Origin of the sequence: Lysobacter sp. Root494 (assembly GCF_001427225.1) — a bacterium.
Lineage (GTDB): Bacteria > Pseudomonadota > Gammaproteobacteria > Xanthomonadales > Xanthomonadaceae > Agrilutibacter.
The window spans coordinates 1-21,920 of record NZ_LMFH01000010.1; the positions used below are offsets into that span (position 1 = coordinate 1).

25 protein-coding genes are annotated in these 21,920 nt (G+C 63.7%); 5 read left to right on the top strand and 20 right to left on the bottom strand.

Translation table 11 applies throughout. From position 1 onward, the window contains the following. Window positions 1–767: porin family protein (locus ASD14_RS15290; RefSeq protein WP_082539044.1), on the bottom strand; the 767-nt coding region annotated here is incomplete at its 3' end. A gap of 843 nt (window positions 768–1,610) precedes the next feature. On the opposite strand from ASD14_RS15290, the gene ASD14_RS15295 reads away from it, so the two are divergent. Then, a complete protein-coding gene (locus ASD14_RS15295) occupies window positions 1,611–2,075 on the top strand; it encodes a cell wall hydrolase (RefSeq protein ID WP_056135926.1) in 465 nt (154 codons plus the stop codon). Window positions 2,076–2,248: 173 nt separating this feature from the next. Beyond that, complete coding sequence (locus ASD14_RS15300; protein ID WP_056135928.1) at window positions 2,249–2,860, top strand: glutathione S-transferase N-terminal domain-containing protein; 612 nt, start codon at window positions 2,249–2,251, stop codon at window positions 2,858–2,860. 17 nt (window positions 2,861–2,877) lie between these two features. Here ASD14_RS15300 and ASD14_RS16575 read toward each other — a convergent pair whose 3' ends face one another. The 7 genes from ASD14_RS16575 to ASD14_RS15330 form a co-directional block, all read right to left on the bottom strand. After that, window positions 2,878–3,015 carry a hypothetical protein gene (locus tag ASD14_RS16575; protein WP_235565429.1) on the bottom strand — a complete coding sequence of 46 codons (138 nt, stop codon included), beginning with the start codon at window positions 3,013–3,015 and terminating at the stop codon, window positions 2,878–2,880. Further along, complete coding sequence (locus ASD14_RS16580; protein ID WP_235565430.1) at window positions 3,016–3,222, bottom strand: hypothetical protein; 207 nt, start codon at window positions 3,220–3,222, stop codon at window positions 3,016–3,018. A gap of 297 nt (window positions 3,223–3,519) precedes the next feature. Then, window positions 3,520–4,674, bottom strand: coding sequence for a 2-methylcitrate synthase (gene prpC / locus ASD14_RS15310; protein ID WP_056135930.1), 1,155 nt, complete (start codon window positions 4,672–4,674; stop codon window positions 3,520–3,522). Window positions 4,675–4,685: 11 nt separating this feature from the next. Next, on the bottom strand, window positions 4,686–5,567 hold the full coding sequence (gene prpB / locus ASD14_RS15315) for a methylisocitrate lyase (protein ID WP_056135933.1): 882 nt from the start codon (window positions 5,565–5,567) through the stop codon (window positions 4,686–4,688). Window positions 5,568–5,678: 111 nt separating this feature from the next. Further along, window positions 5,679–6,665 (bottom strand): malate dehydrogenase, encoded by a 987-nt coding sequence (locus ASD14_RS15320; protein ID WP_056135936.1) that lies wholly within the window; start codon window positions 6,663–6,665, stop codon window positions 5,679–5,681. Window positions 6,666–6,728: 63 nt separating this feature from the next. Next, window positions 6,729–7,934, bottom strand: a complete 1,206-nt coding sequence (locus tag ASD14_RS15325) for an aminotransferase class I/II-fold pyridoxal phosphate-dependent enzyme (RefSeq protein WP_056135939.1) — start codon at window positions 7,932–7,934, stop codon at window positions 6,729–6,731. 164 nt (window positions 7,935–8,098) lie between these two features. Then, on the bottom strand, window positions 8,099–8,593 hold the full coding sequence (locus tag ASD14_RS15330) for a peptidylprolyl isomerase (protein WP_056135942.1): 495 nt from the start codon (window positions 8,591–8,593) through the stop codon (window positions 8,099–8,101). A 168-nt stretch (window positions 8,594–8,761) separates the two neighbouring features. On the opposite strand from ASD14_RS15330, the gene typA reads away from it, so the two are divergent. The 3 genes from typA (at window position 8,762) to ASD14_RS15345 (ending at window position 12,942) form a co-directional block, all read left to right on the top strand. Continuing rightward, complete coding sequence (typA, locus tag ASD14_RS15335) at window positions 8,762–10,591, top strand: translational GTPase TypA (RefSeq protein WP_056135945.1); 1,830 nt, start codon at window positions 8,762–8,764, stop codon at window positions 10,589–10,591. Between the two features lie 72 nt (window positions 10,592–10,663). Continuing rightward, on the top strand, window positions 10,664–11,134 hold the full coding sequence (locus ASD14_RS15340) for a DUF2127 domain-containing protein (protein ID WP_056136034.1): 471 nt from the start codon (window positions 10,664–10,666) through the stop codon (window positions 11,132–11,134). Window positions 11,135–11,316: 182 nt separating this feature from the next. Then, complete coding sequence (locus ASD14_RS15345; protein ID WP_056135948.1) at window positions 11,317–12,942, top strand: amidase; 1,626 nt, start codon at window positions 11,317–11,319, stop codon at window positions 12,940–12,942. A 94-nt stretch (window positions 12,943–13,036) separates the two neighbouring features. On the opposite strand, the gene ASD14_RS15350 is transcribed toward ASD14_RS15345, so the two are convergent. The 12 genes from ASD14_RS15350 to rplR form a co-directional block, all read right to left on the bottom strand. Continuing rightward, window positions 13,037–14,425, bottom strand: coding sequence for a 3-deoxy-7-phosphoheptulonate synthase class II (locus ASD14_RS15350; RefSeq protein WP_056135951.1), 1,389 nt, complete (start codon window positions 14,423–14,425; stop codon window positions 13,037–13,039). Between the two features lie 143 nt (window positions 14,426–14,568). Next, window positions 14,569–15,075 (bottom strand): disulfide bond formation protein B, encoded by a 507-nt coding sequence (locus ASD14_RS15355; protein ID WP_056136037.1) that lies wholly within the window; start codon window positions 15,073–15,075, stop codon window positions 14,569–14,571. 207 nt (window positions 15,076–15,282) lie between these two features. Beyond that, window positions 15,283–15,654: a 50S ribosomal protein L17 gene (gene rplQ / locus ASD14_RS15360; protein ID WP_056135955.1), complete on the bottom strand. Its 372-nt coding sequence runs from the start codon at window positions 15,652–15,654 to the stop codon at window positions 15,283–15,285. Between the two features lie 199 nt (window positions 15,655–15,853). Further along, the gene (gene rpoA, locus ASD14_RS15365; protein ID WP_056135958.1) at window positions 15,854–16,852 is read right to left on the bottom strand and encodes a DNA-directed RNA polymerase subunit alpha; all 999 of its coding nucleotides are present in this window, start codon (window positions 16,850–16,852) and stop codon (window positions 15,854–15,856) included. A gap of 151 nt (window positions 16,853–17,003) precedes the next feature. Beyond that, complete coding sequence (gene rpsD / locus ASD14_RS15370) at window positions 17,004–17,633, bottom strand: 30S ribosomal protein S4 (RefSeq protein WP_056135961.1); 630 nt, start codon at window positions 17,631–17,633, stop codon at window positions 17,004–17,006. A 14-nt stretch (window positions 17,634–17,647) separates the two neighbouring features. Then, entirely contained in the window at window positions 17,648–18,043 is a 396-nt protein-coding gene (rpsK, locus tag ASD14_RS15375) for a 30S ribosomal protein S11 (RefSeq protein WP_056135964.1), read from the bottom strand. A gap of 13 nt (window positions 18,044–18,056) precedes the next feature. Continuing rightward, window positions 18,057–18,413 (bottom strand): 30S ribosomal protein S13, encoded by a 357-nt coding sequence (rpsM, locus tag ASD14_RS15380; RefSeq protein WP_056135968.1) that lies wholly within the window; start codon window positions 18,411–18,413, stop codon window positions 18,057–18,059. A 360-nt stretch (window positions 18,414–18,773) separates the two neighbouring features. Continuing rightward, the gene (gene secY / locus ASD14_RS15385; protein ID WP_056135971.1) at window positions 18,774–20,129 is read right to left on the bottom strand and encodes a preprotein translocase subunit SecY; all 1,356 of its coding nucleotides are present in this window, start codon (window positions 20,127–20,129) and stop codon (window positions 18,774–18,776) included. 7 nt (window positions 20,130–20,136) lie between these two features. After that, window positions 20,137–20,583: a 50S ribosomal protein L15 gene (rplO, locus tag ASD14_RS15390; RefSeq protein ID WP_082539041.1), complete on the bottom strand. Its 447-nt coding sequence runs from the start codon at window positions 20,581–20,583 to the stop codon at window positions 20,137–20,139. After that, window positions 20,583–20,780 (bottom strand): 50S ribosomal protein L30, encoded by a 198-nt coding sequence (rpmD, locus tag ASD14_RS15395; protein ID WP_056135977.1) that lies wholly within the window; start codon window positions 20,778–20,780, stop codon window positions 20,583–20,585. The genes rplO and rpmD overlap by 1 nt, the downstream gene beginning before the upstream one ends. Beyond that, on the bottom strand, window positions 20,773–21,315 hold the full coding sequence (gene rpsE, locus ASD14_RS15400) for a 30S ribosomal protein S5 (RefSeq protein ID WP_082539042.1): 543 nt from the start codon (window positions 21,313–21,315) through the stop codon (window positions 20,773–20,775). Before rpsE ends, rpmD begins: the two co-directional genes overlap by 8 nt. Window positions 21,316–21,538: 223 nt before the next feature. Then, on the bottom strand, window positions 21,539–21,895 hold the full coding sequence (rplR, locus tag ASD14_RS15405; RefSeq protein WP_056135979.1) for a 50S ribosomal protein L18: 357 nt from the start codon (window positions 21,893–21,895) through the stop codon (window positions 21,539–21,541). Window positions 21,896–21,920 lie beyond the last annotated feature (25 nt).

The following is a 21,920-nucleotide window of genomic DNA, read 5'->3' on the forward strand; positions in this document are numbered from 1 at the left end:
ACCGGGACCGGGCAGCCGTCCGGACCGATGGTCTGGCCTGCCTGCGAACCGGGGCACTTGTCGTCGCAGTTGTTCACGCCGTCGCCGTCGTCGTCGCCGTCGGCGCAGCTCGGAGCCGCAGGGGCTGGCGCCGGAGCAGCAGCCGCGGGTTCCGGACCAAGCGGCACGATGATGCCGACCGAAGCGAGCACGTCGCCGTACCAGTCTTCACCGTCGTTCTGTTCCGGCGGCGGATCGTCGAGGACGAGCTGCGCACGGGTGTCGTTGATCGCGACAGCGCGATAGGCCAGTTCGGTACGGATACCGACGCGGCCCATGTCGCCCTGCAGGCCAACGCCGAACTTGCCGGCGACTGCGCCTTCCTCTTCCTCGAACGGCGAATCCGGGTTCGGGAAGTTGTCGCTTTCAATCTCTTCGCGCTGGTAGCCAAGACCCATGAGGATGTAGGGATTCCAGTTGCGCCCCTCGGCGACGAAGTGGCGGCGCAGGTCGAACGAAATGCCGTACTGGCTCCAGTTCAGATCCTGGTTCGAATCCCATACCGGCTTCTGATAATTGAGTTCGCCGTCGATCGACCAGTTCGGATTGAGGAACTTGCCGACGCCGATCGCACCAAACGGGGCATTCCGCGTATCGCGATCGTTGTCCTGGATGTTGAAGCCAGCCGAACCCGTCAGGTACCAGCGATCATCGAAGTCCTGCGCATGCACTGCCTGGGCAAGGCACAGACCACCCAGTAGAGCGGCGCAGAGGAGTTTCTTATTCATCTTTTGCTCCTTTGAATTGGAAACCGCCACTGCGGCGTTCCTGGTTTCTTGACGTGGGCCTGCCTGAACGACACGCCCACTCCGTGAAGGCTATGTGCCCGCTTGTGAAAGCAGTGTTAAAAAAACACTGCCAAGTACAAAACTGAATTGGACTCTCGTGGTTTCAGCGGGTCACAGGCGCAGCCTAAACAGAACTCAGCCATGTGGGAAGTACGCTTGGAAGGGGTGCCGTGCGAGCTCACCGGCACGGCGGCGCCTCGCCGACTCCACCCTTCTTTTATGAGCATTCCCCCGACGGGCCGGTTTCCGAGCAGTCGCCGATGCTCGCAGCCGCCGTGACCGCCACTTTGGCGGTTTCAAGACCGCCTGACCGGTGCGGTGCACATGTCGGCAATCTGAGCGGGATGTCCCGTTCGTCCTGTGGGCGAGGAATGACTGCACCAGGAACCCGGCTGGCCCGCCCTACCGCCTGCCATGAGGCCGCACAAGCACAAGAGTCGAAGGCTGCACCGTCACACGGGTTGGAAGCACTGGCGCCACCTTCGCGTTCCGCCACCCCAGCGCGGCTCTATCATCGATACTGCGGCGATACAATACGTGACAGCTGTCACGATTCATCTTTGGTTGGGAAACCCGCCGGTACCGTTCGCCAACTTTTAAAGCCGCCCACCGGCGGCACCGTCGCAACGCCCGCACTCCTGTGCGGTCCCGATGCCCGGGCAAAGCACGCCAGAGAGCGTGCCGCCCTCCCCAGTACGCCATACCGGATTTCGCCCCAGGCGCCCGCCTCCAGCCGGAGACGACGCCGAAGTGCGGCCCGGCCAACGGAGCAAGGAGTACGACATGAAACTCGCCTGGATTCTGTGGCTCGCCTCCGTCCTGCCGCCACAGACCGCCGATTCGCTGTGCCTCAGCACGACCGTCTACCTGGAAGCCCGTGACCAGTCCGTCCGGGGCCAGCAGGCGGTTGCCGAGGTTGCCCTGCGCCGTCGAGACAGCGGCCTCTGGGGCAGCACCGTGTGCGACGTGGTTACCGCGAACAAGCAGTTCGCCCCCACCCTCGTCTCGCCCTCGACCCGCCTCGGCAACACCGAAGCATGGGCGCAGGCCGTCACGGTCGCCCTGGAAGCCGAGAACAACTGGTCGCTGCCGGCCGGGCAGCGCAAGGAAATCGTGCCAGGCGCCAGCCACTTCGCCGCGCTGGGGATCGCCAGTCCGTCGTGGCGCAATGCCTACCAGGTCGCGACCATCGGCGACCACACGTTCTACAAAGTGCAGTCGCTCAAGCCACGCAAGCACAATTCCTGAAACCGCTTTGGACGCGGAGTTCGCTCCGCTGCTTTTCCGATCCGCCTTGTGCGGATCTTTTTTTGTCCGAAGCGTTGACTCATGCAGCGCAAACACAACGTTGCGCGAAGACGATTGAGGAATCATGAAGCAACGCGCGATAGTGCTTGGCTTCAACAACCAACAGGTATCCGATGAAGCTCTACACCTCGCCTGGCGCCTGCTCCACCGCCGATCACATCGCGCTCCAATGGGCCGGAGTTCCGTTCGAAATCGAGATCGTCACCCGTGACCAGCGCCAGTCGCCCGAATACCTCGCGATCAATCCCGCAGGCACGGTGCCGGTGCTGCGCGACGGCGACTACGTCCTCACCCAGAACGCCGCCATCCTCGGCTACATCGCCGACACCTGCCCCGCGGCACATCTTGCAGGCGACGGCAGCATGCGCCAGCGCGCCGAAGCGAATCGCTGGCTTGCCTTCGTCAATTCCGACCTGCATCCGGCGTTCAAGCCGATCTTCGGCCCCGCGCGTTACCTCGCGGACGAGTCGCAGCATGAGGCTGTGAAGGCGCAGGCGCGCAACAATGTGCGCGTGTTGTTCGGACGCGCAGATCAACAGCTCGCGGGCAAGCAATGGCTTGCGGGCTTCCGCAGCTACGCCGATCCGTATCTCTATGTCACGTTGCGTTGGGCTGCGAATACGGGCGTGGAACTCGGCGGCCTCGACAACCTCCACGCATTCAAGCAGCGCATGGATGCCGATCCCGGCGTGCAGGCCGCACTGAAGGCCGAAGGCGTCAGCTGATATCAGGCGCTAGGCGATCACGCCTGCGCGAACGTGCGCAGGCGCCGTTCGAACTCACGTCCGAGTTCCGCATTGCGTGCCTTCGCCAGCGCTGCCGCCAGGTCAGGTAGCAACGCAAGCAATTCTTCGGCATTGCCGCAGCGCTCGATCTTCAATTACATGAAGTAGCCGCGCAGGCCCAGGTGCTCCCGCACGGCATCGCACATCAGCGCATACAGCACGCTGTAGCGGGTGGCTGCTTCGGCAGACGGCGCAAGATACTCAGGGGCTGTCGACGAACCCGATGCGGCGGCATCGGCGATAAGACCGACCGAAGCAAGCTGGGCCAGCGCATCGGCGGGCGCATGCAATCCGCTGATCACGTCCCGCAGCTGACGAGCCGTGCGTTGTCCATCGACGAGAAGGAGGATGGAACGCAGCTGGTCGGCAGCTTGCGCGCGCGGCTCTCGATCTCATCGCGTCCGGCCGCGGTCTTGTTGGGTATCGACTTGTCGTGCATATGCCCAACCATGAGTCACGAATGCCGGCCCGAATATGCCACGCATCACCCGGCGATTACGGGCCGGGCTGGCGTATTCGACCAAAGGAGAATCCCGTGCTTGCAGGCAACACAAAGGCCGGCAAGCCGGCCTTTTTGCGCTATCGCATGACGCCGCCGCTCAGCGGCTACCGATCGCCACGTACTCGCGATCTTCCGGCCCGGTGTAGTTGGCGCTGGGCCGGATGATCTTGCCGTCCTCGCGCTGCTCGATGACGTGCGCGCTCCACCCCGTAGTGCGTGCGATCACGAACAACGGCGTGAACATCGGTGTCGGAATTCCCATCATGTGATAGGCGCTGGCGCTGTACCAGTCGAGGTTCGGGAACATCTTCTTCGTGTCCCACATCAGTGTCTCGATGCGCTCGGACACGTCGAACAGCGTCTGGTTGCCGCCGTTCTTGCAGAGCTTGCGCGAGATTTCCTTGATGATCGGATTGCGCGGATCGCCGATCGTGTACACCGGATGGCCGAAGCCGATCACGATTTCCTTGCGCTCCACCCGCGCGCGGATGTCCGCTTCGGCTTCTTCGGCGGAGTTGTAACGGCTGATGATGTCCATCGCCACTTCGTTGGCGCCGCCGTGCTTGGGACCGCGCAGCGCGCCGATTGCGCCGGTGATGCACGAGTGCAGGTCGGAACCGGTGCCCGCGATCACGCGCGCGGTAAAGGTCGATGCGTTGAACTCGTGCTCGGCATAGAGGATCAGCGACTTGTCGAGCGAATCGGCGTGCAGCGCGCTCGGCTCTTCGCCATGCAGCAGGTGCAGGAAGTGCGCGGCGATACCGTCGTCGTCCGTCTCCACGTCGATGCGGCGGCCGTTGCGGGTGAAGTGCCACCAGTACAGCAGCATCGAACCGAAGCTTGCGATCAGCTTGTCGGCGATATCGCGCGCTTCGGCAGCCGGATGGCCATCGCGTTCCGGCAATACCGTGCCCAGCACGGAGCAACCCGTCCGCAGCACGTCCATCGGATGCGCATTGGCGGGAACGAGTTCCAGCGCTTCCTGCACGATCGCCGGCAGGCCGCGCAGGCGTTTCAGCTTGGCCTTGTAGGCGTCGAGCTGCGACTGCGTGGGCAGGATGCCGTGCACCAGGAGATACGCAACCTCCTCGAAGGTCGACTTCGTCGCGAGGTCGTGGATGTCGTATCCGCGGTAGTGCAGATCGTTGCCGCTGCGGCCCACGGTGCACAGCGCGGTGTTGCCCGCGGCCGTGCCGCTCAGCGCGACGGACTTCTTGGCCTTGGGCAGGACTGGGGAGGCGTTGTCGCTCATGATGGTTCCTCTTATTTGTTCTGCGCAAACAACTGGTCGAGCTTGTCCTCGTACGCATGGTAGCCAAGGAAGTCGTACAGCTCGGCTCGCGTCTGCAAGGTGTCGATGAGGTTCTTCTGCGTCCCTTCGCGACGCACGGTTTCATAGAAGTTGAGCGCTGCCTTGTTCATCGCGCGGTAGGCGCCGCAGCAGTACAGCGCGATGTCGACGTTCGCCTCGCGCAACTCGTCGGTAGTGAAGAACGGCGTGCTGCCGAATTCGGTGAGGTTGGCGAGGATCGGCACCTTCACCTCAGCCTTGAACCTTCGATAGTCGTCGAGCGAATTCATCGCCTCGGGAAAAATCATGTCCGCGCCGGCTTCGACATAAGCCACCGCGCGCTCGATCGCCGAATCGATGCCTTCGACCGCGGCAGCGTCGGTGCGCGCCATGATCACGAAGTTCCCGTCGGTGCGCGCATCGACCGCCGCCTTGACGCGATCGACCATCTCTTCCCTGCTCACCACTTCCTTGCCGGGACGATGGCCACAACGCTTCTGCCCGACCTGGTCTTCCATGTGCACTGCGGCAACGCCGACGTTGATGAAGGAACGGATCGCGCGGCCAATGTTGAACGCGCCGCCCCAGCCAGTGTCGATGTCCACGAGCAATGGCATCTGCGTCGCATCGACGATGCGGCGTGCATCGGTGAGCACGTCTTCCATGGTGCTGATGCCGAGGTCGGGCATTCCCAGTGAGTTTGCGGCGACGCCACCGCCCGACAGGTACAGCGCCTTGTAACCCGTGCGCTTGGCCATCAGGCCGGCGTAGGCGGTGATGGCGCCCATCACCTGCAACGGGGATTCGTCTCGGACGGCCGCTCGGAAGCGCGCGCCTGCGGAAACCTGCGACATGTTTTCGTTACCTCTCGAGGCGGCGCCTGTCCGCCGTTGTCTCATCGACGGCATACGCCGCGGCGTCGATCAAAGCGACGAAGGCGACCAGAGCCGCCTTCGTCTTGCTGCTTACAGCAGGTGCGCCACGCCGGCGCGTTCTTCTTCCAGCTCGGCCAGCGTCTTGTCCATCGCGGCGCGGCTGAAGTCGTCGACCGGCAGGCCTTCGACGCGGGTGTACTCGCCATTGGCGCAGGTCACCGGCACGCCGTACATCACGCCTTCCGGAATGCCGTAGCTGCCGTCGGACGGCACGCCCATCGTCACCCATTCACCATTCGTGCCCAGCGCCCAGTCGCGCATGTGGTCGATCGCGGCGTTCGCCGCCGAAGCCGCCGAGGACAGGCCACGCGCTTCGATGATCGCCGCGCCGCGCTTGCCCACCACCGGGATGAAGGTGTTCGCGTTCCAGTCGGCGTCGTTGATCTTGTCCTTCAGCGAAATACCGTTTGCCACGGTGGCGAAGCGGTAGTCCGGGTACATGGTCGGGCTGTGGTTGCCCCACACGACCATGTTCTTGATGTCCTTCACTGCGACGCCGGCCTTCGAGGCGAGCTGCGACAGCGCGCGGTTGTGGTCGAGGCGCAGCATCGCGGTGAAGTTCTTCGCCGGCAGCTGCGGCGCCGACTTCATCGCGATGTAGGCATTGGTGTTGGCCGGATTGCCGACTACGAGCACCTTGACGTTGCGCGAAGCGACTTCGTTCAGCGCCTTGCCCTGCACGGTGAAGATCTCGGCGTTCTTCAGCAGTAGGTCCTTGCGCTCCATGCCCGGACCGCGCGGCATCGCGCCGACCAGCAGAGCGTAGTCGGCATCCTTGAACGCAACCTTCGGATCATCGGTGCCGACCATGCCGGCGAGGAGCGGGAACGCGCAGTCCTCGAGCTCCATCATCACGCCCTTGAGCGCGGCCTGGGCCTTCTCCATCGGCAGTTCGAGCATCTGCAGGATGACGGGCTGGTCCTTGCCGAGCATCTCGCCGGAAGCGATGCGGAACAGCAGGGCATAACCGATCTGGCCGGCAGCACCGGTGACGGCAACGCGGACGGGGGTCTTCATGGGGCAACTCCTGGATGGAAAAGCGGGGCGCCGAACGCCCCGCGACGATGCGTGTTGAATAGATCAGGAAAGTTCGTTGAAGAATTCCTGGAGCCGCTGCAGGCCCGGTGCGAGTTGCGGCGTCGGGCAGGTGTAGCTGATGCGCAGCGCGCGCGGTTCGCCGAAAGCCGAACCCGGCACGCACGCGACGCCCTTGGCTTCGAGCAATGCGTTGCAGAAGTCCACGTCGTTGTTGATCTTCAGCCCGGTGGGCCCGTGCGTCTTGCCGAACGACACGCTGATGTCCGGGAACACGTAGAACGCACCCTGCGGACGCGGGCAGACGACGCCCGGCAGCGAGTTCATCACGTCCATTACCTGGTCGCGCTTGGACTGGAACTCGGCGCACTTCTGCGTCGGCACGTCCTGCGGCCCGGTGAGCGCGGCGACGGCGGCGGCGGTGACGATTTCGGGAATGTTGGTGATGTGGTTCGAATTCATCGTCGCGATCGCCTGGGCGACGGATTCCGGCCCGGCCATGAAACCCACGCGCCAACCCGGCATCCCGTAGGTCTTGGACAGCGAGTCGATGAAGATCACGCGATCGCGCAATTCGGTACGCGCGTGCACGAAGTTGTAGTACTGCAGTCCGTCGAACAGCATGCGGTTGTAGATGTCGTCGGTGATGATCCATGTGTCCGGATACTTCGCGATGACATCGGCGAGCGCGGTGACTTCTTCCTTCGTGTAGACCATGCCGGTCGGGTTCGAAGGATTGTTGAAGAGGAACACCTTCGGCTTCTTCGCCAGCGCGGCGTCGAGCTGCGCGGGCGTCAGCTTGTAGTCCTGTGAAGGCGGGCACGGCAGCAGGTCGATCTTCGCGTTGACGATTTCTGCGATGTCGAGATAGCTGGTCCAGTACGGCGTCGGGAACGCGATCGTGTCGCCTTCGTCGAGCAGTGCTTCGGCCAGGTTGTAGATCACGTGCTTGGCGCCGATGCCAGTGGCGACATTGACCTTGCCGTAGCCATCCAGGCCGATCTTGTGCATGTGCGCGATGAACGCATCAAGCAGCACGTCGGCACCGCGGTTGCTGCCGTACTGGCCACTGTCCTTGGCCAGCGCGTCGCGCGCGGCGGCGTAGACATGCTCGGCGGGAAGAAAGTTGGGGACACCGATCGAGAAGCTGATGATGTCGCGGCCTTCGGCCTTGAGGCGCTTGGCCTTTTCGGCCACCTGCATGATCGCGCTGGGCTTGGCGCGACCGATGCGCCGGGCAAGCTGGGGCATGGGGCGGAACCTGTGGGAGGGAAGCCCCGTATTGTAGCGGCGCGGCTGTGGGGTCGCAGCCTTGGGGATATGACGGAATATTCCATGGCGCGGTCTGGTAGCCACATTCCGCAAAAGAAATCGGGGCGCATGGCGCCCCGATTTCTTCCGGCAACCGGCGGCGGTTACGCGGCCAGGATCTTGTTCCACTCGGCGACGCGGTCCGCCTTCGCGGCCAGGGCGGCCGACGCATCGCCTTCGATCTTCAGCGACTTGATCAGGTCGCCCTGCTTGATCGCATCGACCACGTCCAGGCCTTCGATCACCTTGCCGAAGACGGTGTGCTTGCCGTCGAGCCAGGGCGTGGCTACGTGGGTGATGAAGAACTGGCTGCCGTTGGTGTTCGGGCCGGCATTGGCCATGGACAGCACGCCGCGCTCATGGCGCAGGCCGTTGTTGGCTTCGTCCTCGAAACGGTAGCCCGGGCCGCCGGTGCCGGTGCCTTGCGGGCAGCCGCCCTGGATCATGAAATCGTTGATGACGCGGTGGAACTTGAGTCCGTCGTAGAAGCCGCGCTGGGCCAGGTTGACGAAGTTGGCGACGGTCAGCGGCGCCTTGTCGGCGGCCAGTTCGATGCGGATCGTGCCGCGGTCGGTATCGAAATTGGCGATCAGGCTCATGGGGAAGCTCCTGCAGGTGGGGATTTGCGGCCGCTTGGGGCCAATCCGTGAACGGGACTGCCAAGGATACCGCAGCCGTCCAGCCTGAACCGGACGCGGGCAACCGTGGCGGGCTATAATTTCCGGCTTCCTCCCGCTGACCTCGCGCCCCTGACCGGCGCTTTCCGCATGTCCATCGAACGCCTGCGCAATATCGCCATCGTCGCCCACGTCGACCACGGCAAGACCACCCTCGTCGACTGCCTGCTCAAGCAGTCGGGCACGCTTTCCGAACGCACCGTGCTGGCCGAACGCGCGATGGACAGCAATGATCAGGAAAAGGAACGTGGCATCACGATCCTCGCCAAGAACACGGCGATCACCTGGCAGGGCAACCGCATCAACATCGTCGACACCCCGGGCCACGCCGACTTCGGCGGCGAGGTCGAGCGCGTGTTGTCGATGGTCGACTCGGTGCTGATCCTCGTCGACGCGATGGACGGCCCGATGCCGCAGACGCGCTTCGTGACGCAGAAGGCGTTCGCGATGGGCTTCAAGCCGATCGTCGTGGTCAACAAGATCGACCGCCCCGGCGCGCGCCCGGACTGGGTCATCGACCAGGTATTCGACCTGTTCGACAAGCTCGGTGCCACCAACGAGCAGCTCGACTTCCCGATCGTCTACGCCTCCGCACTGCACGGCTACGCCAGCCTCGACGACGCCGCGCGCGACGGCGACATGACCCCGCTGTACGAAGCGATCATGAAACACGTGCCGCCGCCGGAAGTGGATCTCGACGGTCCGTTCCAGATGCGCATCAGCCAGCTGGATTACAGCAACTTCGTCGGCCTGATCGGCATCGGCCGCATCCAGCGCGGCAAGGTCCGCCGCAACATGCCGGTGAGCGTGGTCGACCGTGAAGGCAAGAAGCGCCAGGGCAAGGTCCTGCAGGTGCTCGGCTTCATGGGCCTGGAACGTATCGAGACCGAGGAAGCCGAAGCCGGCGACATCGTCGCCATCTCCGGCGTCGCGGACCTGTCGATCTCCGACACCGTCTGCGCGCTCGACGCGCCCGAAGCGCTGCCCGCGCTGACCGTGGACGAACCGACGATCAGCATGACCTTCCAGGTGAACAACTCGCCGTTCGCCGGCCACAAGGAGCTGAGCGGCGGCAAGTTCCTCACGAGTCGCCAGCTGCGCGAACGCCTCGAACGCGAGACGCTGCACAACGTCGCGCTGAAGGTCGAGGAAGGTTCCGATCCGGACAAGTTCCTCGTTTCCGGCCGCGGCGAACTGCACCTGTCGGTGCTGATCGAGAACATGCGTCGCGAAGGCTTCGAACTCGCCGTGTCGCGCCCGGAAGTGATCATCAAGGAAATCGACGGCCAGCAGATGGAGCCGGTCGAACAGCTCGTGGTGGACATCGAAGAGCAGCACCAGGGTGGCGTGATGGAAAAGCTCGGCACCCGCAAGGCGCAGCTGAAGAACATGGAACCCGACGGCAAGGGTCGCGTGCGCCTGGACTACATGATCCCCGCGCGCGGCCTGATCGGTTTCCAGAACGAGTTCCGCACCCTGACCCAGGGTTCGGGCCTGCTGTTCCACGTGTTCGACCACTACGGTCCGAAGGAACAGGGCGCGATCGCCAAACGCATCAACGGCGTGATGATCGCCAATGCGCCGGGCACCACGCCGGCCTATTCGCTCGGGCCGCTGCAGGAGCGCGGCCGCCTGTTCGCCGCCGAAGGCGACAACGTGTACGAAGGCCAGCTGGTCGGCATCCACTCCAAGGACAACGACCTCACCGTAAACGCGATCAAGACCAAGCCGCTGACCAACATGCGCGCTTCGGGCAAGGACGACGCGATCCAGCTGAGCCCGGCGATCAAGTACACGCTGGAACAGGCACTGGACTTCATCGAGGACGACGAACTGGTCGAAGTCACGCCGAAGGAAATCCGCCTGCGCAAGAAGTTCCTGACCGAAAGCGATCGCAAGCGCGCCTCGCGTGCGGCCTGACCGCGACGTTCGCTGACGCTCACTCCGGCACTTCTGGTGCGCAACGGACATAGCCATCCGGATACGGATGTCCTGCATGCAGGGCATTCGTACAACCCGGACCCGCATGCTCATCCTGGCTTGCATGCCATCGCGATCTTCGAGGCGGCAAAGGGCCTGCTGGCACTGCTCGCTGCCAGCGGCCTCGAGATTCTCGGACCAGCGCCGCTGCAGCGCTGGTTGCACGAACTGATCAACCACTTCCAGCTGGATCCGAAGCACGGGCTGCTCGACTGGCTGTCGCGCACGATCAATCCGGACTCGGTGCACCTCACCGCGGCGATCGGCGTTGCGTACGCCGCGCTGCGCTTTGTCGAAGCCTGGGGCCTGTGGCGCGTGCGCAGATGGGCGTCATGGCTCGGCTGCATCAGCGCGGCGGTGTACCTGCCGCTGGACGGATATGCCTTGATCATGCATCCCGGCTGGTTGTCGACCACCGTCTTCGTCGTGAACCTGGCCGTGGTCTGGGCCTTGGGCCGCGATCTCCTGAAGCGCAGTCGCTGAGCTCGCAGTGCAGCCGGCATGCCGGCATCGTGACGACAACCACACCTCTCCGGCCAGCCCGCCCTTGTATGCAGGGGCAATGGCAGCGATCCTGAACAGGTCCGCGCCATGCCGCGGCAGGGGGAATCGCCATGTCTGTCCTGAGCCGGATCCACGGCCGTCGCGCCGCGCGCACTGTTGCAATGAGCGTGGCCTTCCTTGCTGCGCTGGGTGGATGCGACCGCATCCGTAATCTCGGCTCGTCTTCGGCTTCCGCTGCCCCAGATGGCTCTGCCTCTTCCACGGCATCGGATTTCCCGTTCGTCGAAACCAGCGTTGCGGACCTCTCCGGCCGGATGGCGCGTGGCGAACTGAGCAGCCACGAACTCACGCGCGCCTATCTCGAACGCATCGCCGCGATCGACGATGCGGGCCCGATGCTCAATGCCGTCATCGAACTCAATCCCGACGCAATCAAGGAAGCCGATGCGCGCGACGCGGAGCGCAAGGCAGGACGCGTGCGCAGCCCGTTGCATGGCATTCCGGTATTGCTCAAGGACAACATCGACGCGACGCCGATGGTGAATTCGGCCGGCTCGCTCGCGCTCGCGAACCACAGGCCCAGGCGCGATGCCTTCCTCGTCGATCGGTTGCGCGCCGCCGGTGCGGTAATCCTGGGCAAGACCAACCTCAGCGAATGGGCGAACTTCCGCTCCACGCATTCGACATCCGGCTGGAGCGCGCGCGGCGGATTGACCCGCAATCCATACGTGCTCGACCGAAGCACCTGCGGTTCGAGTTCCGGTACCGCCAGTGCGATTTCGGCCGCGCTCGCCACGGTGGGCGTGGGCACGGAAACGGATGGCAGCATCATCTGTCCCGCCGCCGTCACCGGACTCGTTGGCCTGAAGCCCACGGTCGGGCTCGTCAGCCGCGACGGCATCATTCCTATTTCCCGCAGCCAGGACACGCCCGGGCCGATGGCACGCAATGTCGCCGACGCTGCCTACCTGCTCGCTGCGATGGTCGGGCGCGACGAGAACGACGCGGCGACGGCGAACAGCGTCGGTCGCGCCGTCTTCGACTATCCCCTGCACCTCAAGGCTGATGGCCTACGTGGTGCACGCATCGGCGTGCTTCGCAACAAGATGGGCTCGAACGCCGACATCGACGCCGCGATGGAGAAGGCGATCACGACGATGCGCCGCGCCGGCGCCGTTGTAGTGGACACGCAGATTCCGACTGATGGCCAGTGGGACGCCGGCGAGCTGGATGTACTGACGTGGGAATTCAAGGCCGGGCTCGAACACTATCTCGAGAGCCAGGGCGCGCCCGTTCGCACGCTCGCGCAGCTCATGGACTTCAACCGGCGCCATGCGGCCGATGAACTGAGCTACTTCGGCCAGGAATTGTTCGAACAGGCCGATGCGCGCGGACCGTTGAGCGATCCGGTCTATCTCGACACGCGCAGCAACATACGCAAACTTGCGGGCGTGCAAGGCATTGATGCCGCACTGCAAGCGCAGCAACTCGATGCCTTGATTGCCCCGGCCACGATCGCGGCATGGAAGGCCGACATGACCAACGGCGATCCGCAGATCCCGTCGGGTTACGGCGCTGCGGCGGTTGCGGGTTATCCGAGCCTCACGGTACCGATGGGCGATGCGAATGGATTGCCGCTCGGCGTTGTGTTCATGGGCACTGCGTGGAGCGAACCGCGTTTGATCGAACTGGGTTATTCGTTCGAACAGGCGACGAAGGCGCGCAAGACGCCGCAGTTTCTCGTGAGCTTGCCCGCTGCTGCGTCAGCGACGAACGCTGCTAAATAACGCCTTGTAGAGCGGAGCTTGCTCCGCTGCTTTTCGCACAGAACCAAGAACAGAGCACCGGCAGTGCAGCAAGTTCCGCTCTACAAAGCCAGCCCTATTCCGGCCGCGCCAGCTGCGCCTGCTTGCGCACGATCAGCATCGCGATCTCCAGCGCCTGTTCGTAGTTCAGGCGTGGATCGACGGTGGAACGGTAAGCCCGCTCCAAGTCGATTTCCGTCAGCTCGCGCGCGCCGCCGAGACACTCGGTGACATCTTCGCCGGTCAATTCCAGATGCACCCCACCCAAGCGCGTGCCCGCTGCCGCATGCAGGTCGAAGGCTTGCTCGAGTTCACTGCGGATGTTGCCGAAGCGCCGGGTCTTGTAACCGTTGCTCGTGCTTTCGGTATTGCCGTGCATCGGATCGCAGATCCATAGCACGCGGCGGCCTTCGCGCCTGACCGCATCGAGCAGCACCGGCAATTTCTCGGCAATCTGGGCTGCACCCATGCGGTGGATCAGCGTTAGACGGCCGGCTTCGTCGTCTGGATTGAGTACGTCGATGACCCGCAACAACTGCTCCGCCGTCGCCGACGGACCGACCTTGAGTCCGATCGGATTGCGGATGCCGCGGAAGTATTCGATGTGCGCGCCGTCCAGCTGCGCTGTGCGCATGCCGATCCATGGGAAATGCGTGCTGAGGTTGAACCAGCCCCACTGCCGTGGTACCTGTCGCGTCTGCGATTCCTCGTACGGCAGCAGGAGTGCTTCGTGCGAGGTGTAGAAGTCGACACGATTGAGGTTGTGCACCTCGCTGCCAGACAGCGTTTCCATGAAGCGCACTGCATCGCCTACGCCGTCAACCATGCGCTGGTATTCGTCGGCGAGCGGCGAGTGACCGACCCAGCTCAGATTCCAGTATTCGGGATGATGCAGGTCGGCGAAACCGCCATCGATCAGTGCGCGGATGAAGTTCATTGTCATCGCCGAACGCGCGTGCGCCTTCACCATGCGCCGTGGATCGGGAACGCGCGAGGCTTCAGTGAAATCCGGCGCGTTGATGATGTCGCCGCGATACGCCGGCAGGGTTACGCCGCCCCGCGTCTCGGTATCCGTCGAACGCGGCTTCGCGTACTGGCCGGCGAAACGTCCGACGCGCACCACCGGAAGCCGCAGCCCGTGCACGAGCACGAGGCTCATCTGCAGCAGCACCTTCAACCGGTTCGAAATTACTTCCGGCGTGCAGCCCTCGAATACTTCCGCACAGTCGCCTCCCTGCAAGAGGAAACGCTTGCCTTCCTGCGCTTCGGCGATCTGCTTCTGCAGTGCGAGGATTTCCCAGGACGTGACCAGTGGCGGCAGTGCGTGCATTTCCTGCAGCACGCCTTCGAGCGCGATCGGATCGGGATAGGTCGGCATCTGCAACGCGGGATAGCCGCGCCAGCTTGCCGGAGACCAGTCGGTCGGCAGGTTGACGGCGCGGAGATTGCGATCAGAAGCGGACATGGCACTCAAAGATGAAGGTTGCTGCGCTGCAGCGAATTTCCATCATCCGCCTGAAAAGACAGCGCTGCAACGGTTGCAGAGGTAACCGCTGATTGCGAATTGGAATGCGGGAACGCGGCCCGCGTCGCGTAGCGCAGCGCCGATCAGCGCTTGCGGAAGGCCGCGTAGCCGGCCCACACAGCCAGTGCGATCAGCCATAACAGGCTCCATGCCGGCATAGACAGGCCAAGGAATGTCCAATCAACCTTCGCGCACTCACCGGAGCCGGTCATCACTTTCTGGATGAGCTTGAGCGGCCCCATCGTCTGGCGCATGAACTCGAAGGGCGCACCGCAACTCGGCACCTGGTCCGCAGGCAGATGCGTGATCCACACATGGCGCCCCGCAACCAGGATGCCCGCGCCTGCAGCGATCAATGCCAACAGGCCATAGACGCGTCGCGATCCGGCTTTCACCGGGCCATGGAGCGCACCGAGCAGGAACACGATCCCAAGCGAGAAAAACGCAATGCGCTGGAAGATGCAGAGCGGGCAAGGCTCCAGCGGATTCACGTCGCGAAGCTGCGTGTGGAATGCATACCCCAGCAGCGCAGCGCAGGCGAGGAAACCGAGCAGGAACTGGACGCGGAACGAAGCGCGGGACAGATTGATCATGTCGCTACCTTAACGGCTGGCCGGGTGCGTGCAAAGACAGACAGCGAGGCTTCGGGTTCCCCTGTAGCTACAAGCGACGTGAAAATGCCGATGATCGATACGACTTTCCGGAGCCCGAAAACACAAAAGCTCCGGCGTGAGCCAGAGCTTTCGTGATCCAACGTGCACGACCTCGCGCTGCACAAAGCGGCGCGCGGGAAGCGATTACTGCGCGGCTTCCGGACGGTCGACAAGCTCGACGTAGGCCATCGGCGCGTTGTCACCAGCGCGGAAACCGCACTTGAGGATGCGCAGGTAGCCACCCGGACGCGTCGCGTAACGCGGACCAAGCGTGGTGAACAGCGTGCCCACGGCTTCCTTGTCGCGCAGGCGCGAGAAGGCGAGACGACGGTTGGCGACGCCATCCTTCTTCGCCAGGGTGATGAGCGGCTCGGCGACGCGGCGCAGCTCCTTGGCCTTGGGCAGGGTGGTGCGGATGAGGCCGTGCTTGATCAGCGAGGCCGCCATGTTGCTGAACATCGCTTCGCGATGGGCAGTGGTGCGACTGAGGGCACGTCCGGATTTCTGGTGGCGCATGATTGGGATTCCTGATGAATGCTGTAGCTGTTGGATTTCGCTGTCGCCATCGTGGCGTTGAAGCATCGGACTGCGGTTGGTCCTGGCCGACCTCTTCCCTGGCCGGCGTGCCGCGAACCTTCAGGCTCGTCGGCAGTGTGTTGCGGGGTTTGTTGCGGCGATCCCCGCCATGAGCGGGGATCGCTTGTTGCTTATTGGATCAGCCCATCATCCCATGGCTTGCGATACCGGCCGGCGGCCAGTTCTCAAGCTTCATGCCGAGCGAAAGACCGCGCTGGGCGAGGACTTCCTTGATCTCGGTGAGCGACTTCTTGCCGAGGTTCGGCGTCTTGAGCAGCTCGACTTCGGTCTTCTGGATCAGGTCGCCGACGTAGTAGATGCTCTCGGCCTTGAGGCAGTTGGCCGAACGCACGGTCAGCTCGAGGTCGTCGATCGGACGCAGCAGGATCGGATCCACGCCACCGGTCTGCGGCTTGGCAGCGCCACGGTCGCGATGGGTGAAGTCGCCGAACACCGACAGCTGGTCGCTGAGGATGTCGGCGGCGGTGCGCACGGCTTCCTCGGCGTCGATCGTGCCGTTGGTTTCGATGTCCAGGACCAGCTTGTCGAGGTCGGTGCGCTGCTCGACGCGCGCGGCTTCCACGGCGTAAGCAACGCGGCGGACCGGCGAGAACGACGCGTCCAGCATCAGGCGGCCGATCGTGCGGGTTTCTTCATCCGGACGACGACGGGCAGCGGCCGGCTGGTAGCCGAAACCACGCTCGATCTTCAGGCGCATGTTCAGCGCCGTGTCCTTGGTCAAGTGCGCGATCACGTGTTCCGGATTGAGGATTTCGACGTTGTGGTCGGTCTTGATGTCAGCTGCCGTCACGACGCCCGTACCCTGCCTGCTCAGCGACAGCATGGAGCTGTCACCAGTGTGCATGCGGATGGCGACGTCCTTGAGGTTCAGCAGGACTTCGAGCACGTCTTCTTCGAGACCTTCGACCGTGGTGTACTCATGAAGCACGCCATCGATCTCGACTTCGGTGATCGCGAAGCCGGGGATCGAGGACAGCAGCACGCGACGCAGCGCGTTGCCGAGGGTGTGGCCGTAGCCGCGTTCGAGCGGCTCGATCACGACCCTGGCGCGATGGCCGGAGATGCGTTCGATCTGGGGACCACGCGGGCGCAGTACCTGGTTTGCGGTAACCGTCATGTTGTTGCGTTCTCCTGCAATGCCTTCGTTCGTTGGGGGAAACGAGGGCTTTAGGCTTTTGGAGCTCCCTCTCTTCGAGGGAGAGGCCGGCACGCGCAAAGGCGCACCAGCCTGGGTTTTGGCGGAAGCGACCCGTGGGTCGCAGTCGGCCTTACTTCGAGTACAACTCGACGATCAGCGCTTCGTTGATGTCGCTCGGCAGGTCGGAACGGTCCGGCACTGCCTTGAACACACCAGCGAACTTCTTGGCATCTACTTCGACCCACGACGGCGACAGATCCATCTGGGCGGCGACGCCCAGCGACTCCTGCACGCGCAGCTGCTTCTGGGCGCGTTCCGACAGCGCGATCGCGTCGCCGGCCTTGACCTGATACGAAGGCAGGTTCACCGGCTTGCCGTTGACCGTCACGCCGCGGTGCGAAACCAGCTGGCGGGCGGCCGGACGGGTCACAGCGAAACCCATGCGGTAGATGACGTTGTCAAGGCGGGTCTCGAGGAGCTGCAGCAGGTTTTCACCCGTGTTGCCCTTCTTGTTCGAGGCCTTCTTGTAGTAGTTGCGGAACTGACGCTCCAGCAAGCCGTAGATGCGCTTGACCTTCTGCTTCTCACGCAACTGGGTGGCGTAATCGGACAGCTTGCCCTTGCGGGCGGTCGGGCCATGCTGGCCGGGCTTTTGTTCGAGCTTGCACTTCGAGTCGAGAGCGCGGACGGGCGACTTCAGCGAGAGGTCGGCGCCTTCACGACGGGAGAGCTTGCACTTGGGACCAATATAACGAGCCATGTGTCTTCAGCTCCTCAGACGCGACGCTTTTTGGGCGGACGGCAGCCGTTGTGCGGAATCGGCGTGACGTCGATGATGTTTACGATCTTGTAGCCGACGTTGTTCAACGAACGAACGGCGGACTCGCGACCCGGACCTGGACCCTTGATGCGCACTTCCAGCGACTTGACGCCGTAGTCGAGCGCAGCACGGCCGGCCTTTTCCGCAGCAACCTGCGCGGCGAACGGGGTCGACTTGCGGGAACCGCGGAAACCCGCGCCACCCGAAGTCGCCCACGAGAGCGCGTTGCCCTGGCGGTCGGTGATCGTGATGATGGTGTTGTTGAAAGAAGCGTGGACGTGGGCGATGCCGTCGGTGACGACGCGCTTGATCTTCTTCTTGGTCTTGGCAGCAGCAGCCGGCTTGGCCATGGTCTTCTACCCCTTACTTCTTGATGGCCTTGCGCGGACCCTTGCGGGTACGTGCATTGGTACGGGTGCGCTGACCACGCAGCGGCAGGCCGCGACGGTGACGAAGGCCGCGATAGCTGCCCAGGTCCATCAGACGCTTGATCGAGATACCGATCTCACGACGCAGGTCGCCTTCGACCACGAACTTCGCGATCTCGCCACGCAGGCGCTCGACTTCCGGTTCCGACAGGTCACGGATCTTGGTCGACAGGGTGACCCCGGCCGATTCACAGACCTGCTTCGAACGGGTACGGCCGATGCCGTAGATGCTTTGCAGCCCGACCCAGACGTGCTTCTGGGCAGGCAGGTTGACGCCAGCAATACGCGCCATAACGCGATTCTCCAACTGGTTTGGCCGCCAGGCTACGAACCCGGCGGAGTGAACAAGAGATTTTAACAGGGTCTCGGGTTACTTGGAAGCACCGGGACCGAAGTCCCAATACCCGGCATGGGGAGTGTGCCCATGCTCCGGCGACAGCTCCGGACTGGCTGGCCAGGACAACTCCATAACGAGTCTGCCCTGCCCTGCCCGCGCGCTACTCTGGCGCGCGAAAGGCCCGGAACCACCCGTGCGCGAGACGCCGCCCGAGTCGCCCATCTGAACCCCAGTGCCTACCGGGATTCGCTGCGGCCGGAAAAGATTCCCGATCGCCAATCAGTTCCGGCCAGAGCCGGAACCACCTTGTTTCAATCAGCGGCCGAGGCCGCCACGCGAACCCTTCAGATTCGCCTTCTTCAACAGGCTCTCGTACTGGTGCGACATCAGGTGCGCCTGGATCTGCGCGATGAAGTCCATCACCACCACCACCACGATCAGCAGCGAGGTGCCGCCGAAGTAGAACGAAGTGCCCAGCTGCGTGCGCATGATTTCCGGCAACAGGCAGACGATCACAAGATAGATCGCACCGGCGGCCGTCAGGCGGGTCAGCACGCCGTCGACGTAGTCGGCAGTCGCCTTGCCCGGACGGATGCCGGGAATCAGTGCGCCCGACTTCTTGAGGTTGTCCGCAGTTTCCTGCGAGTTGAACACCAGCGCGGTATAGAAGAACGCGAAGCCGATGATCAGTCCGGCATAGAGAATCATGTGCAACGGCTGGCCCGAGTTAAGCATCTGCGCCAGCTTCTGCAACCACGTCGCGGAACTCCCCTGGCTGAACCATGCAGCGGCGGTCGCCGGGAACATCACGATGCTCGACGCGAAGATCGGCGGGATCACGCCCGACATGTTGAGCTTCAGCGGCAGGAACGAGGACTGGTTCATGTACGCGCTGCGGCCGCCTTGGCGACGTGCGTAATTCACCGTGATCCGCCGTTGCCCGCGCTCGACGAACACCACCAGGAAGGTAAAGCTCAGCACCAGCGCCGCGATCACGAGCGCCACGATGGCATTCATGTCGCCATTGCGGATCTGCTCAAACATGCCAAGCACCGCGGCCGGCAGGCCTGCGACGATGCCCGCGAAGATGATCAGCGACACGCCGTTGCCGATGCCGCGCTCGGTGACCTGCTCGCCCAGCCACATCAGGAACATGGTGCCGGCGGTTAGCGCGATCACCGCGGTCAGAACGAAGCCGGGACCCGGGTTGTAGACAACCGGGATGCCTTGGGCTGCGCCACCGCTCTGCAGCGCTGTCGCGATGCCCCAGGCCTGGAATACGGCCAGCGGGATCGCACCCATGCGCGACCACTGGTTGATCTTGCGACGGCCCGATTCGCCTTCCTTCTGGATGGCTTTCAGGCTCGGCACGATCTGCGTCAGCAGCTGCGTGATGATCGATGCCGAGATGTATGGCATGACGTTCAGCGCAAACAGGCTGAAGCGTTGCAGGGCGCCGCCCGAGAACATGTTGAACATGTCCACGATGGTGCCCTGCTGGCTCTTCATGAGTTCCAGCATGGCGTCCGGATTGACGCCCGGCACCGGCACGTAGCAGCCGATGCGGTAGACAACCAGGGCGCCGACGACGAACAGCAGGCGCTGGCGAAGCTCGGTGAACTTACCGAGACCGCCGCCGATGCCGGCCATTGCGTTGCTGCTCTTCGCCATTCGTGGATTACTCCGCCGAGACCTTGCCGCCAGCCGCTTCGATCGCGGCCTTCGCACCGGCCGTAGCCAGCACGCCCTTGAGTACGAACTTCTTGGTGAGTTCGCCCTTCTTCACGATCTTGGCCTGCTTGGCGTTCGGCGGCACGAGCTTGGCGGCCTTGAGGGCGGCCAGGTCGATGTCACCGGCGTCGAGCTTGTCCAGCGCGTACAGCAGGACTTCGGCCGTGTCCTTCTTGATCAGCGAGCGGAAGCCGACCTTCGGCAGGCGACGCTGCATCGGCATCTGGCCGCCTTCGAAGCCGGCCTTGATCTTGCCCTTGCCGGAGCGAGCGAACGAACCCTTGTGGCCGCGGCCGGCAGTTTTACCCAGGCCCGAACCGATACCGCGACCGACGCGCTTGCGCTCGGTGCGCGCACCGTCGGCGGGTTGCAGAGTGTTGAGACGCATGTTGATTACTCCTCGACGCGAACGAGGTAGTGGAGCTGATTGATCAGGCCGCGCACGGACGGGCTGTCCTTCAGTTCACGCACATCGTTGAGCTTGTTCAGGCCCAGAGCCTTCACCGACAGGCGGTGGCGGGCTTGGGTGCCACGAAGACCCTTGACCAGGCGCACCTTCACGGTGCCGGTGGTTGCTTCGTTCTTAGCCATGGTTCAGGTCCTCCACCTTCTTGCCGCGCTTGGCCGCGATCTTGGCCGGCGAATGCATGTCGGACAGGCCCTTGAGCGTGGCGCGCACCAGGTTGATCGGGTTGCGCGAACCGACGGCCTTGGCCAGCACGTTCTTGACACCGACCGCTTCGAGTACAGCGCGCATCGCGCCGCCAGCGATCACGCCGGTACCTTCCGAAGCAGGCTGCATGAACACACGTGCCGCGCCATGACCGGACTTGACCTGGTGCCAGAGCGTGCCATTGTTCAGATCGACATTGATGAAGCTCTTGCGGGCGTACTCCATCGACTTCTGGATCGCGACCGGCACTTCACGCGCCTTGCCGTAACCGAAGCCGACCTTGCCATTGCCGTCGCCCACCACCGTCAGCGCGGTGAAGGTGAACTGGCGGCCGCCCTTGACGGTCTTGCTGACGCGGTTGACCGCAATCAGCTTCTCGATCATGCCGTCATCCATCTCTTCGCGGTTGCGATCACGATCGCGGCCCCGCGGTGCCCGTTGTTCTTCTGCCATTTGGATTACTCGGTAGTTGAAAGGATTTGCGGCGTGGCCGCTTATGGTTGTGGATTACTTCGGGTGTTTCGCGAAACCGGCAATCCGGGAGTCGCGCCCGATGCAGACCGCATCGGCAGTTGGCATTGCGTGGAGGCAGGCCTCCAGGCTTTCAAGCGCAGACGGGCTTTCGCCCGTCGATGCTTTGTGCGAACACGCAGCGGAAGAGTTCCGCCGCGCTGGATCAGAACTGCAGGCCGCCTTCGCGCGCAGCGTCGGCGAGTGCCTTGATGCGGCCGTGGTAACGGTAGCCCGAGCGGTCGAACGCGACCTTCTCGACGCCAGCGGCCTTGGCCTTCTCAGCGATGGCACGACCGACCTTGGCAGCCGCTTCGGAGTTCTTGCCGCTCTTCAGGCCATCCTTGACGTCGGCCTGCGTGGTCGAGGCAGCTGCCAGGACCTTCGAACCGTCGGCAGTGAAGACCTGTGCGTACAGGTGCTGGCCCGTGCGCAGCACGGTCAGGCGCGGCACGCCGAGTTCGCGGATGTGCGCGCGGGTCGACTTGGCGCGGCGCAGGCGGGCGGTGTTCTTGATGCTCATGATCTGGTTCCTCGAAGCCGAAAGC